12 protein-coding genes are annotated in these 16,873 nt (G+C 36.9%); 11 read left to right on the top strand and 1 reads right to left on the bottom strand.

The annotated features are described in order from the left end of the window. The first annotated feature begins 6 nt into the window (after window positions 1-6). The 7 genes from BQ2683_RS11630 (at window position 7) to wecB (ending at window position 7,651) form a co-directional block, all read left to right on the top strand. Complete coding sequence (locus BQ2683_RS11630) at window positions 7-549, top strand: motility associated factor glycosyltransferase family protein (RefSeq protein WP_069989192.1); 543 nt, start codon at window positions 7-9, stop codon at window positions 547-549. Next, on the top strand, window positions 542-2,071 hold the full coding sequence (locus tag BQ2683_RS11625; RefSeq protein WP_069989191.1) for an oligosaccharide flippase family protein: 1,530 nt from the start codon (window positions 542-544) through the stop codon (window positions 2,069-2,071). The genes BQ2683_RS11630 and BQ2683_RS11625 overlap by 8 nt, the downstream gene beginning before the upstream one ends. After that, complete coding sequence (locus BQ2683_RS11620) at window positions 2,064-3,005, top strand: NAD-dependent epimerase/dehydratase family protein (RefSeq protein ID WP_069989190.1); 942 nt, start codon at window positions 2,064-2,066, stop codon at window positions 3,003-3,005. Before BQ2683_RS11625 ends, BQ2683_RS11620 begins: the two co-directional genes overlap by 8 nt. A gap of 34 nt (window positions 3,006-3,039) precedes the next feature. Continuing rightward, window positions 3,040-3,831 carry an aldolase/citrate lyase family protein gene (locus BQ2683_RS11615; protein WP_069989189.1) on the top strand — a complete coding sequence of 264 codons (792 nt, stop codon included), beginning with the start codon at window positions 3,040-3,042 and terminating at the stop codon, window positions 3,829-3,831. A gap of 376 nt (window positions 3,832-4,207) precedes the next feature. After that, window positions 4,208-5,239, top strand: coding sequence for a polysaccharide biosynthesis protein (locus tag BQ2683_RS11610; protein ID WP_141720236.1), 1,032 nt, complete (start codon window positions 4,208-4,210; stop codon window positions 5,237-5,239). 7 nt (window positions 5,240-5,246) lie between these two features. Next, entirely contained in the window at window positions 5,247-6,443 is a 1,197-nt protein-coding gene (locus tag BQ2683_RS11605; protein WP_069989545.1) for a polysaccharide biosynthesis C-terminal domain-containing protein, read from the top strand. A 20-nt stretch (window positions 6,444-6,463) separates the two neighbouring features. Further along, window positions 6,464-7,651, top strand: a complete 1,188-nt coding sequence (gene wecB / locus BQ2683_RS11600; protein WP_069989187.1) for a non-hydrolyzing UDP-N-acetylglucosamine 2-epimerase — start codon at window positions 6,464-6,466, stop codon at window positions 7,649-7,651. Window positions 7,652-7,914: 263 nt separating this feature from the next. Here wecB and BQ2683_RS13465 read toward each other — a convergent pair whose 3' ends face one another. After that, window positions 7,915-8,070 carry a hypothetical protein gene (locus tag BQ2683_RS13465; RefSeq protein ID WP_159427381.1) on the bottom strand — a complete coding sequence of 52 codons (156 nt, stop codon included), beginning with the start codon at window positions 8,068-8,070 and terminating at the stop codon, window positions 7,915-7,917. Between the two features lie 366 nt (window positions 8,071-8,436). Here BQ2683_RS13465 and BQ2683_RS11595 point away from each other — a divergent pair, with 366 nt between their 5' ends. The 4 genes from BQ2683_RS11595 (at window position 8,437) to BQ2683_RS11580 (ending at window position 16,431) form a co-directional block, all read left to right on the top strand. Then, window positions 8,437-10,032, top strand: coding sequence for an LCP family glycopolymer transferase (locus BQ2683_RS11595; protein WP_069989186.1), 1,596 nt, complete (start codon window positions 8,437-8,439; stop codon window positions 10,030-10,032). Next, the gene (gene srtB, locus BQ2683_RS11590; protein ID WP_069989185.1) at window positions 10,029-10,787 is read left to right on the top strand and encodes a class B sortase; all 759 of its coding nucleotides are present in this window, start codon (window positions 10,029-10,031) and stop codon (window positions 10,785-10,787) included. Before BQ2683_RS11595 ends, srtB begins: the two co-directional genes overlap by 4 nt. Window positions 10,788-10,855: 68 nt before the next feature. After that, window positions 10,856-11,539 carry an LPXTG cell wall anchor domain-containing protein gene (locus BQ2683_RS11585; RefSeq protein WP_069989184.1) on the top strand — a complete coding sequence of 228 codons (684 nt, stop codon included), beginning with the start codon at window positions 10,856-10,858 and terminating at the stop codon, window positions 11,537-11,539. A 377-nt stretch (window positions 11,540-11,916) separates the two neighbouring features. Continuing rightward, window positions 11,917-16,431 (top strand): family 78 glycoside hydrolase catalytic domain, encoded by a 4,515-nt coding sequence (locus tag BQ2683_RS11580; RefSeq protein WP_069989183.1) that lies wholly within the window; start codon window positions 11,917-11,919, stop codon window positions 16,429-16,431. Window positions 16,432-16,873 lie beyond the last annotated feature (442 nt).

Here is a 16,873-nt window from a genome sequence, read left to right as displayed (position 1 = left end):
GATAATATGAAGAAAGATCTACCTGGAACCATAGCAGAATCATTCTATAGCTTTATATCGGCAAAACAGTATCATAAATATCCAGAAGCATTTTGTAGTAGCAAAAATGTTGCAATGATACCGATGCGTTATAAACCTCCAAAAAAGAATCTCTATGGATTTAGTAAGGATGCCTCTAAGGAAGTATTTGAGGGATTAACAATTACATATACATGCATACAACTTGCTGTATATATGGGATTTTCTGAGATATATCTCTTAGGTGTTGATCATAACTATTCCATTGAGATTGATGATGATGGAAATATAATCAAGCAGAATACAGGGGAGAAAAATTATTTTGCAGAGGCGGAAGTTCCGATTGATTCAATTAATTTACCAAAAGTTGTAGAAATGACACGGGCGTATCTTACAGCAGAAAAATATTGTAAAGCTCATGGCATTCATATCTATAACGCTACAAGAGGAGGTAAACTTGAAGCTTTTGAAAGGGTGGATTTTGATTCCATTATTGTAACAGAAAAAGACAAGGGGCAGGATAATGCATAAGATTAATCAGGTGAAAGCAGGAGCAATTGTTTCTTATATCACAATTTTTTTCAATATTATTTCAGGTTTTCTCTATACGCCATGGTTAATAGGGCAACTAGGCCAATCCAATTATGCATTATTTTCTCTTGTCAATTCAGTTATGACTTATTTTGTATTGGATTTTGGATTAGGTGCCTCTATTACACGATTTATTGCTCGGTATCGTGCTGAAGGAGCTGAGCATAAAGTTGAGCAATTATTAGGTGTTACAACAAAACTATTTTTAACTTTAGATTTTATTATTTTGATTGCTCTTATTACTGTATATTCTCTTTTAGGGAAAATTTATGTTAGTTTGACACCTGCCGAACTTGAAAATTTTAAAGGCATTTTTATCATCGCTGGAACCGTATCCTTATTATCGTTTCCGTTATTGCCTGTAAATGGAATCTTTACAGCATACGAACGATTATATGCTCAAAAACTGTTTGATTTATTGGCTAAAATTATTACTGTATCCGCAGTAGTAATTGCACTATTGCTGGGAGGGTCACTGTTTACAGTGGTCTTTTTTAACACATCAATTATATTTTTAGTAAATTTAATAAAGTTTCTCTATATTAAGAGAAAAGAAAAAATTAAAATTCAAATTACATATCGTGATAAAGCCATGTTAAAATCAATTTTTGGTTTTTCAATTTGGGTTATGATTGCATCAATAGCAGATCGATTCTTTTTTACTTTTATCCCATCTTTACTAGGTATTATCTCTAATACAGTTGAAATTTCTATATTTGCTGTTGCGGTTTCGGTTGAAAATTATATTTGTTTATTTGGTTCTGCATTTAATAATTTATATCTCCCGCAGGTAACACGTATGGTAATTGCAAAAGAAGATAAAAAAAAGATTACAGATTTAATGATAAAAGTGGGACGAATACAACTGATTATTGTTTCTCTGTTTGTAGTTGCACTTGTTTCTATGGGAAAAGAATTTGTCATATGCTGGGTTGGGGAAAAATATATCCGGTCTTATTATGTAATGATTTTAATTTTAGTCCCTTCTTTGGTGCATTTTTCCCAAGCAATTGGAACTGAAATGATTTACGCAACAAATAATGTAAAATATAGGGCGCTAGTGTACTCTTTGGGGAGTGTTATAAGTATTATTACCACACTTACTTTGGGGAAAAGCTTTGGAGCTATTGGAGCGGCAGTAGGGATATCTTTAGCCCTTATTTTATCACATATTATCCTAATGAATTATATTTATTACAAAAAGCTTGGCTTGGATGTTATGCGATATTTTAAGGAATGTCATTTTAAAATGTATATCCCATTATTAATTTCTTGTGGGATTGGATTTGTTATCTCCTCAATTTATCCAACTACATCTCTACGGCTATTTATTGTTAAAGGCGCTATTTGGGGAGTTATTCATTGTGTAATATTATGGTTGTTTGTTTTGAATTCTTCAGAGAAGGCACTTGTTAAAGGATTTATTTATAAATTAAAAAAAGGAGCGAAAAAAAATGGCTAATTTTTTGGTTACTGGAGCAGCCGGTTTTATTGGTTCACATCTTGCAAAAAAACTCGTTATAGATGGTCATCAAGTAACAACAATTGATAATCTGTCAACAGGTTTTATTGAAAATATTCCCTCTGGGGTAAAATTTATTGAAGGAAATGATTATGATCCTGATATAATTGCAAAGTTAGGAGAGCAAAAATTTGATGCAATTTTTCATATTGCGGGTCAAAGTGGCGGTATGACAAGTTTTGATGATCCAATTTATGATATGAACTCAAACATTGCAAGCACCCTTATTTTATTAGACTATGCCAAACGGACTGGATGTAATCGATTTATTTATGCAAGTTCAATGTCAGTATATGGAGATGAAAATCCATGCCCTGTGACAGAAGAAAGCGAAATCAAGCCAAAAACTTTTTATGCAGTTGGCAAACTTGCTAGTGAACATTATATGCGAATCTATTCAACATTTGGTATTCGTTGTACCTCGCTTCGATTTAATAATACATATGGAATTGGACAAAATATGCAGAATTTGCGACAGGGAATGGTTAGTATTTTCCTGGCACAAGCAGTAAATACAAAACGGATTCATGTCATGGGAGATAAAGAACGTTTTCGTGATTTTACTCATGTTAGCGATAATGTAAAAGCCTGTTTGCTAGCTGCCCAAGGACAAGAAGAGTCATTTTATAATGTGTACAATGTATGTACAAATCGAAAAACAACTTGTGAAGAATTAATCTCTGAGATATGTAAACATTTACCTTATTCTGTTGAAATTGAGTATAGTGGCAGTACACCTGGTGATCAATTTGGAATTTATTGTGATTATACCAAAATTCAAGAGAAACTTGGCTGGGAGCCTACAGTACAACTGGAATCTGGAATAAAGGAAATGGTTGAGTGGGCTTTAGACAATAAAACAAATAATACTTGATGTAGTAAGTAATAGATAAGAAAGTGAGAGTCAGATGAACGCAGAAAATAAAAGGATGCTTCAAATTATAAAAGAACTTCGAGAAGAGTATGGGATGATAGCGATTAAAGCTGAATTTGAGGCTGAAGGCAGTAGACTTGATGAGCTTATTATGCTAAATCAAGTTGTATTTTGTGGGAACACCAAGCTCAATATTAAAATTGGTGGATGCGAAGCTATGCGAGATATTGAGCAATGTAAACTTTTAGATGCATCCGGTATAATGGCACCTATGATTGAAACGCCTTTTGCTATGAAGAAATTTAAGGATGCTGCGAATAAAGCATATGCAGATCATATCGAAAATATTGAATGGATTATAAATGCGGAAACTGTTACCTGTGCGCAAAATTTTTCTGATATCTTAAACGTTGCAAAAGGTTTTTTGAATACGGTGGTAGTGGGGCGTTCTGATTTAAGTGCTTCCATGGGAGTTAGTAGAGATAAAATTGATGGTGAGGCAGTTTTTCAACAAGTTTTACAGCTTTGTGAGATGGCAAAAAAAGAAGGTTTAGTATCTTCTATTGGTGGCGGTATATCAATTGATACAGTGCCGTTTTTGATGAAACTTGGCGATTCTATTGATTTATTTGAGACTCGGAAGGTTGTTTTACCACGTCCTGATTCGGAGGCTAAAGCTACAAGAATGATAAGTTTAGCTTTAGAATTTGAGCTTTCTTATCTTCGTAATAAACATCAATTTTATCATCATATGGCAACAGAAGATCTTGCGAGGATGAAAGCGTTAGAAGAACGATTAAAAGAAAATGGACTTAAACTGAGATAGATTGATTTAAGAACATTTTTACTTTTGAAAAGGATATATTATCTTTAACAAAGCTAGTATATCAAACAATTATAAACTTTATTTTTGGTAGTGCTTAGTTTAAGAAAGAGAGCTATTTTACTAACCATAATAGTTGGCAGGTAATGGCTTTCCTGCCGGTATTACATAGCTTTATAGCAAATAAAGATTATTATATTTGCTGCTGTTTCAAACATATTACAAAAAAGGCAGAAAAGGATTTTAATTGGATACTTTAAATTATGATTCAAAATCATTCTATGGTTCTGCTAAATTGATAATTATTCAAATGGGAGAGGATATAATCATGAGTGAAATATTTAATCCATCAGTTTTACCAATAAATATTCCTGATCGTATGAAAAACGCTACTCTTTTAATTACAGGAGGGACAGGCTCTTTTGGGAATGCGGTTTTAAATCGTTTTATTACATCCGATATCGGAGAAATCCGTATTTTTTCCCGTGATGAGAAAAAACAGGATGATATGCGGCATGAATATCAGGCACGATTTCCTGAGTATGCGGATAAGCTAAAATTTTATATAGGAGATGTCCGTGATATAAATTCAATTAATACCGCTATGGTTGGAGTGAACTATATCTTTCATGCCGCAGCCTTAAAACAGGTGCCATCTTGCGAATTTTTTCCGATTGAGGCAGTAAAGACCAATGTAATAGGAACTGATAATGTCCTTACAGCGGCGATTGAAGCTGATGTAGAGACAGTGGTTTGCCTATCAACAGATAAGGCGGCATATCCTGTTAACGCTATGGGAACCTCAAAAGCTATGATGGAAAAGGTTATCGTCGCTAAAAGCCGCACTAGTAAAAATACGAAGATTTGCTGTACCCGTTACGGTAACGTGATGTGCTCTCGCGGTTCGGTGATTCCGTTGTGGATTGATCAGATTCGAGCTGGTAAACCAATCACAATTACAGAACCATCCATGACAAGGTTTATTATGTCCCTTGATGAGGCAGTTGATTTGGTGTTGTTCGCTTTTGAACATGGTCATTCAGGGGATATCCTTGTACAAAAAGCACCTGCTTGCACGCTTGAAACACAAGCAAAAGCTGTTATGGAACTTTTTGATGGTTGTGAGAAAGACATAAAGGTTATTGGTATCCGCCATGGTGAGAAGATGTATGAAACACTACTTACCAATGAGGAATGCGTCCATGCCATTGACATGGGTAACTTTTATCGAGTGCCATGTGATAAAAGGGGCTTGAATTACGACAAGTATTTTACAGAAGGAAATACTGAAAGAACCAAACTCAGCGAGTTTAACAGTAATAATACACAGTTGTTAACTGTAGAAGAGACAAAAGCTAAGATTGCTTCACTGGCCTACATACAGGAAGAATTGGCAAAGGATGGACGATAGAATGGGAATGAATATCTTAGTAACCGGTGCCAAAGGTATGGTAGGTACCGCCCTGATGGCCAATCTGAAGAATATTAAAGAAAAGAAAAACCATACTCGTCCAGGAATCCAAATTGATGAGATTTACGAGTACGATATTGATTCTACACCAGAAGATTTGGATGTCTACTGTCAATCTGCTGATTTTGTATTTAATCTAGCAGGAGTCAACCGCCCAGAAAATCCAGAGGATTTTATGAAAGGAAATTTTGGCTTTGCAAATCTTCTTTTGGATACTCTAAAAAAATACCAGAACAAAGCTACTATCATGCTTTCTTCCTCCATTCAGGCAACTTTGGCCGGGCGCTTTGGCAATTCTGAGTATGGCCGTTCCAAGAAAGCTGGGGAGGAACTGTTTTTTGATTACTCCAAAGAAACAGGGGCTAAAGTAGCGGTTTACCGCTTTCCAAACCTCATGGGGCATAGCCGTCCAAAATACAATTCGGCGGTATCTACTTTCTGTTGGGCAGTAGCCAACGATGAGCCATTTACGGTCAATGATCGAAGCACCGAATTGGAATTGCTGTATATTGATGATTTGATAGAGGGAATGTTTGACCTGCTGGAAGAGAAAGAAATTCACTGTGAATTTGATGGTGTGGAAACAGTAGTAAATCCTGAGGGACGCTACTGCTGTGTACCGGTAACCCATAAAGTGACGCTCGGTGAAATCGTGGATCTTTTGCAGGAATTTAAACAGCAGCCAGTTACGTTAATGATGCCGAAGATGCCAGAGGGTTCCTTTGCGAAGAAACTGTACAGTCTGTATCTGACCTATCTTCCTGTGAAGAAGTTTAAATACGCCTTGAAGATGAATGTGGACGATAGAGGTAGCTTTACAGAACTTATCCACACAGCTGATTGTGGTCAAGTATCTATCAATATTAGTAAACCAGGGATCACCAAGGGGCAGCATTGGCATAATTCCAAATGGGAGCTGTTTATCGTTGTGGCTGGACATGGCTTGATCCAGGAACGCAATATCCATACAGGTGAAACAATTGAGTTTGAAGTGAGCGGTGATAAGATTGAAGCTGTCCATATGATTCCGGGATGGACCCATAATATCATCAACTTGAGTAATACAGAAAACCTTGTAACGGTGATGACGTGCAATGAGATTTTCAACCCACAGCGTCCGGATACCTTCTTTGAACCAGTATAAGAGAACGGAGCGTAAAAAACATGAGTGAAATAAGGATAGATTATTCTGATATCCATTTTAAAGACAACGGGAAGTTAAAACTTCTCATTATCGTTGGAACCCGTCCGGAAATTATCCGCCTGGCGGCAGTTATCAACAAATGCCGGAACTATTTTGATTGTATCCTTGCCCATACCGGACAGAATTATGACTACAATCTGAATGGTGTATTTTTTCGAGACCTTAAATTGAATGATCCAGAAGTTTATATGGATGCTGTTGGGGATGATTTAGGATCAACTGTTGGCAATATTATAAATTGCTCTTATAAATTAATGAATCAAATAAAACCAGATGCGTTACTTATTTTAGGGGATACCAATTCCTGTCTTTCCGCAATTGCAGCAAAACGACTTCATATTCCGATTTTTCATATGGAGGCAGGAAATAGATGTAAAGATGAGTGCCTGCCAGAAGAAACAAATAGGCGGATAGTAGATATCATTTCTGATGTTAACCTAGCCTATTCTGAGCATGCTCGGCGTTATTTGGCTGAATGTGGGCTGCCTAAGGAACGCACTTATGTGACAGGTTCTCCTATGGCAGAGGTATTACACCAGAATTTGGAGGAAATTGAGAAATCCGATATCCTAACGAGACTTGGATTGAATCAAAAGCAATATATCCTGCTTTCAGCGCACAGGGAAGAGAATATTGATACAGAAAAGAATTTTATCAGCCTTTTTACCGCGATCAATCGACTAGCAGAAAAGTATAATATGCCAATTCTGTATTCTTGCCATCCTCGCTCCAAAAAACGTTTGGAACAGTCTGGTTTTCTATTGGATCCTCGTGTGATACAACATGAACCCTTGGGGTTCCATGACTATAATAATCTTCAGATGAATGCCTATGCTGTTGTTTCGGATTCTGGCACCCTACCAGAAGAATCCAGTTTTTTTACTTCGATTGGCAAGCCATATCCAGCTGTATGTATCAGAACATCTACTGAACGTCCCGAAGCACTTGACAAGGCATGTTTTATCCTTGCTGGAATTGATGAAAAGGGACTGATACAAGCCGTTGAAACAGCGGTGGATATGGTAAAGAATGGGGACAACGGTGTTCCTGTACCAGACTACACTGATGAATTGGTATCCACAAAGGTTGTGAAAATCATCCAATCTTATACTAGTGTAGTGGATAAAATGGTATGGAGAAAATTTTAAAATAGATGTTTATGTTAAATTGAACAATATACTTGGTTTTGTCCTCAGTTCTATAAGAGGAATCTGTGTGATTTAACGGAAAATTTTTAATTCTAGTTATATAGCCTACTGAGTCCCCATTTGGCTATGATCTTTTAGAATAGCATACACTCTATTGAAAAAATGCAAACGAAATCTTTCTTTATTACGATTTAAACATTTTATTATATTTTTAATTGTCTATTATCAGATCGCTATATGGAACCATGGCTTTCGTTTTTTGATTAGGGATCTTCTTTCTTCTGTTTTTGGAGATAGTTCAATTCGTTTAGATTCTGTCTTTCCCTATCGTATAAGGAACCTACACGGATACAGCACCATAAACAAAATAGCACGATAAAACTAATCGAAACGCCAGTTATTAGTAAAATGATTTTCATATGGAACCCCTTTCTGAAAACAGGCACTATCAATTTATATGAACAGTGAAATTTTATACTGCGAATCTAGTTTTCAAAGATAAAAAATAGATTTTATTCTTGATTAACATGTATCGTAATATATTTTTGTTATGATCATTCAGGATAGTATAACGCTGCTTTTTTAAATGGTATATGATTCATGAAATATTAATAGTATTTTCAAATCAGAGTATTTTATACAGCTTTATAGCTGTTAGGTAGCAAATTATTGATTAAGTTTAGAAAGAGATAAAGCAATTTCATTATAAGTATTTTAACTTAGTATAGAAATCTGCATAAAAATATATTTTACAATCCATAAGCAAAGAGAATAGGAGCTGAAAAATGGGAACAATCAGTAAATTAATCCAAGGGGTCGAATGGATCTCAAATGGACTGTTAAATGTACCAATGGTATTTATTTATATATTAATAGGAGTTTTCCTCTGTTTAGTTGGAGTATATTTGTTCGCCAGTCTGAGAAAAACATTCGATATTCGGGAAATATGTAAAAAATACAGCCTTTGGGGAATGCTGGCTGTATTTGCTATTTGGGTGATAGGGGTAAAAATATTATTCCATTCTCCTGTAGGCAGCTCAGGATTTCAGGTGGTACCAACAACTTTTCATATGGAATGGATTTTAAAAGCGATATGTAATGTTATACTGTTTATTCCAATTGGATTTTTTCTGTTCCTCCAACGGAAAAACAAAAAAACAATCTATTGGGATTGGCTCATAGCTGTTGGATTCAGCTTGGTTGTAGAATTGGCACAATGGATCTTCCAAAAAGGCGTTTTTGATTTTGTTGATATCTTATGTAACTTGATTGGAGCGGTTTTAGGATCTTGTATTTTATTATTATTCCAATTTTCCTTTACAAAAAAATCAGCCCTTCGTATTTTACTGCGTGTTGTCATTATCTTAATTTGTTTGGGGATTTTATTATCCATGACAGCGTTTGGAACTTACCATATTTTAAAAGTAAATGGTGCGAATTCTTTTGCGGCAGCAGTGCAGGGCCAAGTTCCAGAAACACAGGAAGAACAACCTGCGGAGCTACAGGAAGGGGATATTTATTATAACGGAAAAGTATACCGTTGTAATCAAGATACTATTAATATCCTGTGTATGGGGATCGATAAAAAAACAGAAAATATTGAAACAGTAGAAGGAGTATCTGGACAAGGTGGACAAGCAGATGCGATCTTCTTGATTTCTTTAAACCCGACAACCAATGATATGAATATCATTTCAATTTCTAGGGATACGATGGTTCAAATCAAAAACTATGATTATTCTGGGAACTTTACTGGAGAATCAGTTAACCATTTAGGATTAGCCTATTCCTTTGGGGATGGGGCGCATACCAGTTGTGAGATGATGAAAGAGGCGGTATCCGGATTATTTTACCAAATGCCGATTCATGGTTATTGTGCCGTGAACCTGGAAGCAATTGAGAAACTCAATGATGCGGTAGGAGGAGTTACGGTTACCGTTCCAGAAGGATTTTCTAAATTGGTTCCATCTTTACAAGATGGGAAAACAGTAACGTTACAGGGAGAACAGGCAAGTAAATTCCTACAACAACGGGATACTGGTTTGGAAAGCAATGACGACAGGATGAGCCGGCAAAAACAGTATGCGGTAAACTTCCTAAAGGCAGCAGAACAAAAAATGAAAGAAAACCCAAGTCTACCATTACAGATGTATCAAGAATTGTCACAGCAGATGGTTACTAATATCGGGATAGACCAGGCAATATATTTAGCTTCCTTGGTATTGAATTCTGGATTTACAGCGGATGATATGGTAAAACTTCCAGGGGAAACCACCAGTGGAGAATATTATGCGGAGTATCATGTCAATGAAGATGAACTTTATCAGATGATCATCGACAACTATTATGATGAAGTGAAAGTAGGGGATGGGACAGAGTGAAAACAAAAAAGATATGGCTACTCCTATCCATTCTATGTGTATTATTGGCGGTAGTTTTGACAGCAGTGTTTGTGGGGATGAGCTTGCAAAAGAAAACCGCACAGCAATTCTATGAGGATGAAAGACAAAAGGCAACAGTTTCCCAAACTTCAGAACCAGAAGAGCAGGAAGTGAAACAAGCGCCTCCAGTGGATATTAAAAAATTACAGGAAACAATGCCGGATGCTTATGCGTGGATTAATATTCCGGGTACAGTGATTGATTACCCTATTGTGCAACATCCGACCGATAATTCCTACTATATGTACCGTACCTCTGACGGGAAAGAAAATGTAGCAGGTTCTATTTTTACAGAGAACTATAATACAAAGGATTTTCAAGATCCAAACACCCTGATTTATGGGCATAACATGAAAGATGGTTCCATGTTTGCAGCACTTCACAAATATGAAGATAAAGGGTTTTTTGATCAGAATAAAACTGTCTATATTTATACCGAAGATGATATCTTAGAATACCAGATTTTTGCGGCTTATTTGTATGATAATCGACACTTGATGCAAAGCTTTAATTTTAATGACCCAGAAGTATTCTCTAGGTATCTAGAAGGAATTTTGGATACTCGAGACATGAGTAGTAATATTGATAGAAATATTAATTTGACAAAGGAAAGCCATATTATCACATTATCCACTTGTGACCGCCATGGAGATAATTATCGGTATCTGGTACAAGCAGTAATGGTGGAACAATAACATAGGTAGAAGTATGGAATTGTAGGCATATATAATTATAAAATTTTTGAGAAAGGAGGATGGTAGAGATGAAAAAACTTAAAAAAATGTTAGCAGGGCTTTTAACAGTAGCGATGGTAACGATGATAGGTGCAACATCTGTAGGAGCTGTAGAGTATAACAGTATTTCCAATGGTACTGGCGGTATTGTAAGCGCTGATGTGCAAGGCGGAACAGTAACGTTAAATGACACCTTTGAAACAGCAGAACTACAAAAGGAAGTAGACCAATTAAATACCCAATTGAAAGAAAGCTTAAGTGAAGCATTGGGGATAGATAAATTGGATTTATTCTCAGTAGAGGGAGCTTATGAAGGTACAGCCGATATCAATGAGTATCATTTTTTAACGAAAATTTATAACATGGATTTGGACGTATCTCCAGCACCAACAAAAAGCAATCCAGTAAATGTGGATTTTATTTGTAATACCACAACATCCAATATCGATGTATTTGTACTGCACAAATGTGCGGAAGATGGCTGGGAACTGTTAAATACAACCCAGAGTGAAAACAAAGTAACAGCAGCGTTTCACTCCGCGTCTCCGGTAGCATTAGTATATGTAAACAAAGGGACAGATGGATCTGGAAGCACTGGAACATCTCCTCAAACCGGGGATAATCAAATGGGGCTGTTATTGCTGGTAGTAGCTGCAGGGTTAGCGACCAGTGGAGTAGTATTTTATAAAAAATATAAAAACATAAACGGTTAACGCTCATAAAACATCCAATAAAGGATGCAAACAACGAGGGTTAAACGAAAACAGGAACATATCTGCTTACGACATACCTTCTATAGATAGAGGATAGGATAGATAATCTATTCTGTCCTCTTTTTGTTTTGGTCAGTTCTACTGGAGATAAAAACAAAGTCTCTATGGAAGCAGTGTTCTATTGATATTAATCTCATTTTTAGAAAATTTACGGAAATCTATCTAATGTTAAATATGCATAATAAAACTAGATAAGTTTTATGAATTTATTCTATTGTGATGAAATCTATATCAGAGTATAATAAGCTTGTATTTTATTTGGAAGCTATGGTTATTCCAATGAAAACACAGTTTTAAAATCTAGGAGGAAAAAGAATATGAAGATGAAACGGCTTTTAAGCGTTGTGCTTTCTGCAACGATGGCAGTATCTGTTGTTGGTACAGTACTTCCAGCGTTTGCCTTAGAGGGCGATGGTTTGGAAGTCTCCGCTTTCCAAACAAGTTCTAATAGTGATATTGGAATTGACGCAGATAATGTGCGTTTCGCATGGAATATTAATGCGCAAGAACGTGGAGTATTACAAACACATTATTCTGTTATTGTAAAAGATACACAAGGTAATCCAGTTTGGGAGAGTGGCTGGGTAGAATCGGATGACCAATCCGGTATTACTCCAAAAAATTTAAAACCAGAAACGGTTTATACCTGGCAGGTTAATATTCGTGACCAGCATGGACATGAATCTGGATTTAGTGAACCAGAAACATTTGAAACAGCACCAGAACAACTAAATGGAAATTGGATTGGGTCTGGTTATGGAGTAGTTCGTAAGACTTTCCAGCTTGATCAACCATTGGATCAAGTCGACCGTGCTAGAGCTTATATGACATCTACCTCTATGATTGAAACCAGAATGAATGGACAAAAAGTAGGGGAATGGGTTCTTGGACCAAAAAAACCAGTTCCTGATGTTCGGGTATATTATAATACTTATGATATTAAACCTTATCTATTAGATGGGGAAAACACAGCAGGGATTATGCTGGGTAATGTTACTCCAATGGGTGGAAAAACTTTAGGAACAATTAAAATCTATTATAAAGATGGCAGTGTTCAGGAGATTAACACTGGAACAGATTGGAGAGGAAGCACCAGTTCTCCGGTAACCAGAGCTACTTTTGAAACAGGGGAAGACCAGAACCCCAACTTGCTGGTTGGATGGGATACCAACGATTATGTAGAGGATAATACTTGGTCCAACGCCAGAATTTGTGGGTCCACTTCCATGTACTGCGAAGATGGCAAGTTGGTAGTTCCAGCAAATGCAGGCACTTACTACACCAATCAGTCTTTCTCCGGCAATTATACTATTGAAACAAAAGTTTCTGTTCAACAAAACGCCTTTGGCTTGGTTTTTGGTTCCGGTAATCCAAATGGCGCTTTGTGGCAATTTAATGTAATTGAAGGGAATCTGTTTAAAGTACATAATCCGGGTAACTGGTCTACCAACCAGTCCTACGTCAATGACCAAATCCAGTATAATCAAGATTTGATCATGAAAGTTAAAATAACCGGAAATACCGTGGAATCCTACTTAGAGGATACTTTGATTGATACCCGCACTTTTGAAGATGGGCAAACCGCTGGCAAAATTGGATTCCGTTCCACAGTGGATGAAGCCTTTACTATGGATTATTTAAAGGTAACCGATGAATCTGGAAACATTTTGTTTGAAGATCATTTTGATAAGATTGACTCAGATAAATGGAATGTTCCAGCTGACCCAATTGTAGAACCTGCAGTTTCCGCAACAAAAGTAATTAAAGAAGTAGAACCAGTTAGTATTCAAAAAGTTACGAAATACGATAAATCGAAACCTTATGCGGCGGATGGTCAGCTATATTTACCTAGAACAAGTGGCGAAGAGACTTATTATACCAATCAAAGCTTCTATGGAGATTATACTATTGAAACAGAAGTAACGGTGAAAAATACTGCTTTTGGGCTTCTGTTTGGTTCTGGAAATCCAAATGGAGGATTGTGGCAGTTCAATGTTGCGGAGGGAAATGTGGTAAAAACACATCAACCAGGAGATTGGTCACAGCGTGATTCCTATCCAAACACTAAAGTCCAATATGATACCCCATTAAAGATGAAAATTGAGGTAAAAGGCAATGAAGTAAAAACTTATTTGGAAGATGAATTGATTTGTACCAATACCTTTGCGGATGGGCAGACCTCGGGGCGATTAGGGCTTCGTGCTGGTGTTCAAGAAGAATTCTCCGTAAATTACATCCGTGTAAGCCAAAACGGTGAAGTGATTTGGTCAGATGAATTTGACAGTGTGGATACAACAAAATGGAATTTCCCAGAACCAGGAGAAGCGACAGAATGTTATGTTGTTGACTTCGGCAAAAATATGTCCGGATATGCGCGGTTGAATGTAAAAGGGCAAAAAGACGACGTAGTCACCCTGCGCTATGCGGAATTACAAAACGATGATGGAAGCATTTACGCAAATACTACCTACCATTTCCCTTATAATAACTATACCTTGACTGGTGGAAACGATACATTTGAACCAAAATTCTTCTCCACTGGGTTCCGTTATGTTGAAGTGGAGAATTTTCCAGGGGAACTGACAGCAGAAAATATTACAGCTTGTTTTGTCAGTGATGATATTGAGGAAACAGGTAGCTTTACTTCTTCCAATGATAGATTAAATAAAATATATGACATGTACCATCAATCCCAGTTATCTAACCTGGTGGGGAACTACACCGACTGCCCTCAACGTGAAAAAGATGGCTGGACAGGGGACGCTTCTGTTATTAAAGAGGCAGCTTCTATGATGTTGGCAGATTATAACTCTGCGGAAGCATATATGAAAACCATGTATGATAATATTTATCCAGATGGCCAGCCTTTAGTTCGTGTACCAAAACCAGCATCTATGCCTCAAGGTACTGATGAATACGGATATATTGATCCAACCTGGACATCCGCTTATTTTGTATTCCCATACCAGACCTATATGCAAACCGGAGATTCCTATTATATCGAAATGGCTTATCCAAGTATGATGGAAGTATTCCAATTCTATCAAAATTTGGACACTGACCACGATTATATTATTACAAACAATACTTTTGGCGACTGGCTGGGCTATGATAACCAAAATGGTAAAGTGGACCGTAATTGGCTTTCCGCTTCCTATGTATACTATTCCGGTGTATTACTGTCCGAAATGGCTGAAATCATTGGAGAAGACCATACAGAACTGGATGCTTATTTGGAAAATATGAACCAGGCAATCCAAGCTAAATTTAACCAGGGAACTTATTATAGTAGTGATACTCAGACAGCGAATGCTATGGCAGTAGATTTGGGGATTGTTGCGGAGCAGGACAAAGATACGATTGTCCAAAGCATTTTAAACAATGTTTCTAACGCAAATACTACATTAATGACAGGCGTATTAGGGACAAAATCCATTTATGATACATTATCCGAAGCAAACCAACACAAAGTGTTGTTGGATTTGACAACCACTCCAGATAAATGTTCCTTTGGATATATGTTAGACAATGGCGCCACAACCTTGTGGGAATACTGGGATAAAGCAGGTGAAACCTTTAATTCCAACAATCCTCCAGGGGAGAACCGTTGGGATTCCCAAAACCATGCGATGATGGGCGGCGGTTTAGGAGCCTGGGTATATGAAGGCTTAGGCGGAATTACAGCAACTGGAGCAGGTTATGAGGAAATTATCTACCGTCCAGGTATCGAAAGCGAACTGGAATATGTAGATAGCTCAATTGATACCATCAGAGGGTTGGCGGAATCCAATTGGGATATAGTAGACGGCGATCTGGTATGGGATGTAACTGTTCCAGCAAACAGCACCGCAACGATTAAAATCCCAATGAAAGACGCAAAAACTATTACCGAATCCGGCAATGATATTTTCCAGAAAGATGGAAATGGAATAACCTATGTAGGCCAGGAAGAAAACGGTGACTATGTATACACAGTAGGCAGTGGAAGTTACCACTTTGTAGCGAGTGAACAAGGTAGCGTAGTAGAAGAATCAGATAAAGATATCTTGAACAAAGTGATTACCTACGCAGAAGAACAGAAAGCATCTGATGACTTTAACAATGTCATCAAAGATGTACAGGAAACCTTTAATGCAGCATTGGATGCAGCGAAAGAAGTAGCAGCAGATCCAGCAGCAAATCAGGAAACAGTAGATGCAGCATGGAAGGCATTAATGACAGAAATTCATAAACTGGGCTTTGTGAAAGGCGATATTGCTTCCTTAGAATCTTTGGTAGTATTGGCGGAAACCTACGACATGAATGACTATGTAGAAGCAGGTCAAGCAGAATTTAAAGAAGCATTGAAAGCAGCACAGGAATTACTTGCGAATAAAGATAACGCAATGCAGACAGAAATCGAAACAGCAGAAAACAACCTGTTGAATGCGATGCTGAACCTGAGATACAAAGCGGATAAATCCATCCTGGAAAAAGTAATTGCAGAAGCGAATAGTAAAGATGCAAGTGCATACACAGAGGAAAGCTATGCAGCACTGCAAGCGGCAGTAAAAGATGCAAATGACGTAATGGCAGATGAAAATGTGACTCAGAAAGAAGTAGATACAGCAGTAACAAATGTACAAACTGCAATGGATCAGTTAGTAGCAGTAGATGGAAGTATTCCAGAAGAAACAACACCATCCACTAATGATACAGCTACTCAAACTGGACAGGAATCTACAACAAAAGCAAATGCAGCAAAAACAGGCGATGTTGCTCCAATTGCAGGGTTAATAGTATTGGCAGCAGCGGGTGCAACAGCCATTGGAGCAAAGAAACGGAAAAAATAAAATTTAGTTGTAATAGCGAAATAAGCTATTGGAATGAATAAAAAAAGCCACCAGTTCTATTTTAGAACTGGTGGCTTTTGTACTTCGTGTTTTCATATAGTGCTATAAATCAATTTAAAAAAATTCTATTGTAATTGGTTAGTAGGAAAGACAATGGAGTAAAAATCCAGTTTTTCTCTACTAATAAAGCTTTTTCCAAAGCTTATAGAAACACTTATAATTATGATGTGGACTTTAATAAACAGCATACAGGCCTAACATAGACAAAGGATAATGCACAATGTCTTTCGACAGTTTTACGCTTTGAAAAATAAGGGACTATCCGCTATGTGGGTGTATATCAAAGGCTATACCAAAAATATCCAATCAGATACAAGTTAATTCTTCTTTAGATATGATGAATGTAGCAAAATACTACAAGGATTAAACAAAGGAAAAATAA

It is taken from the genome of Massilioclostridium coli, from assembly GCF_900095865.1.
GTDB lineage: Bacteria > Bacillota > Clostridia > Oscillospirales > Ruminococcaceae > Massilioclostridium > Massilioclostridium facile.
This window is presented reverse-complemented; position numbering and strand designations above follow the sequence as displayed.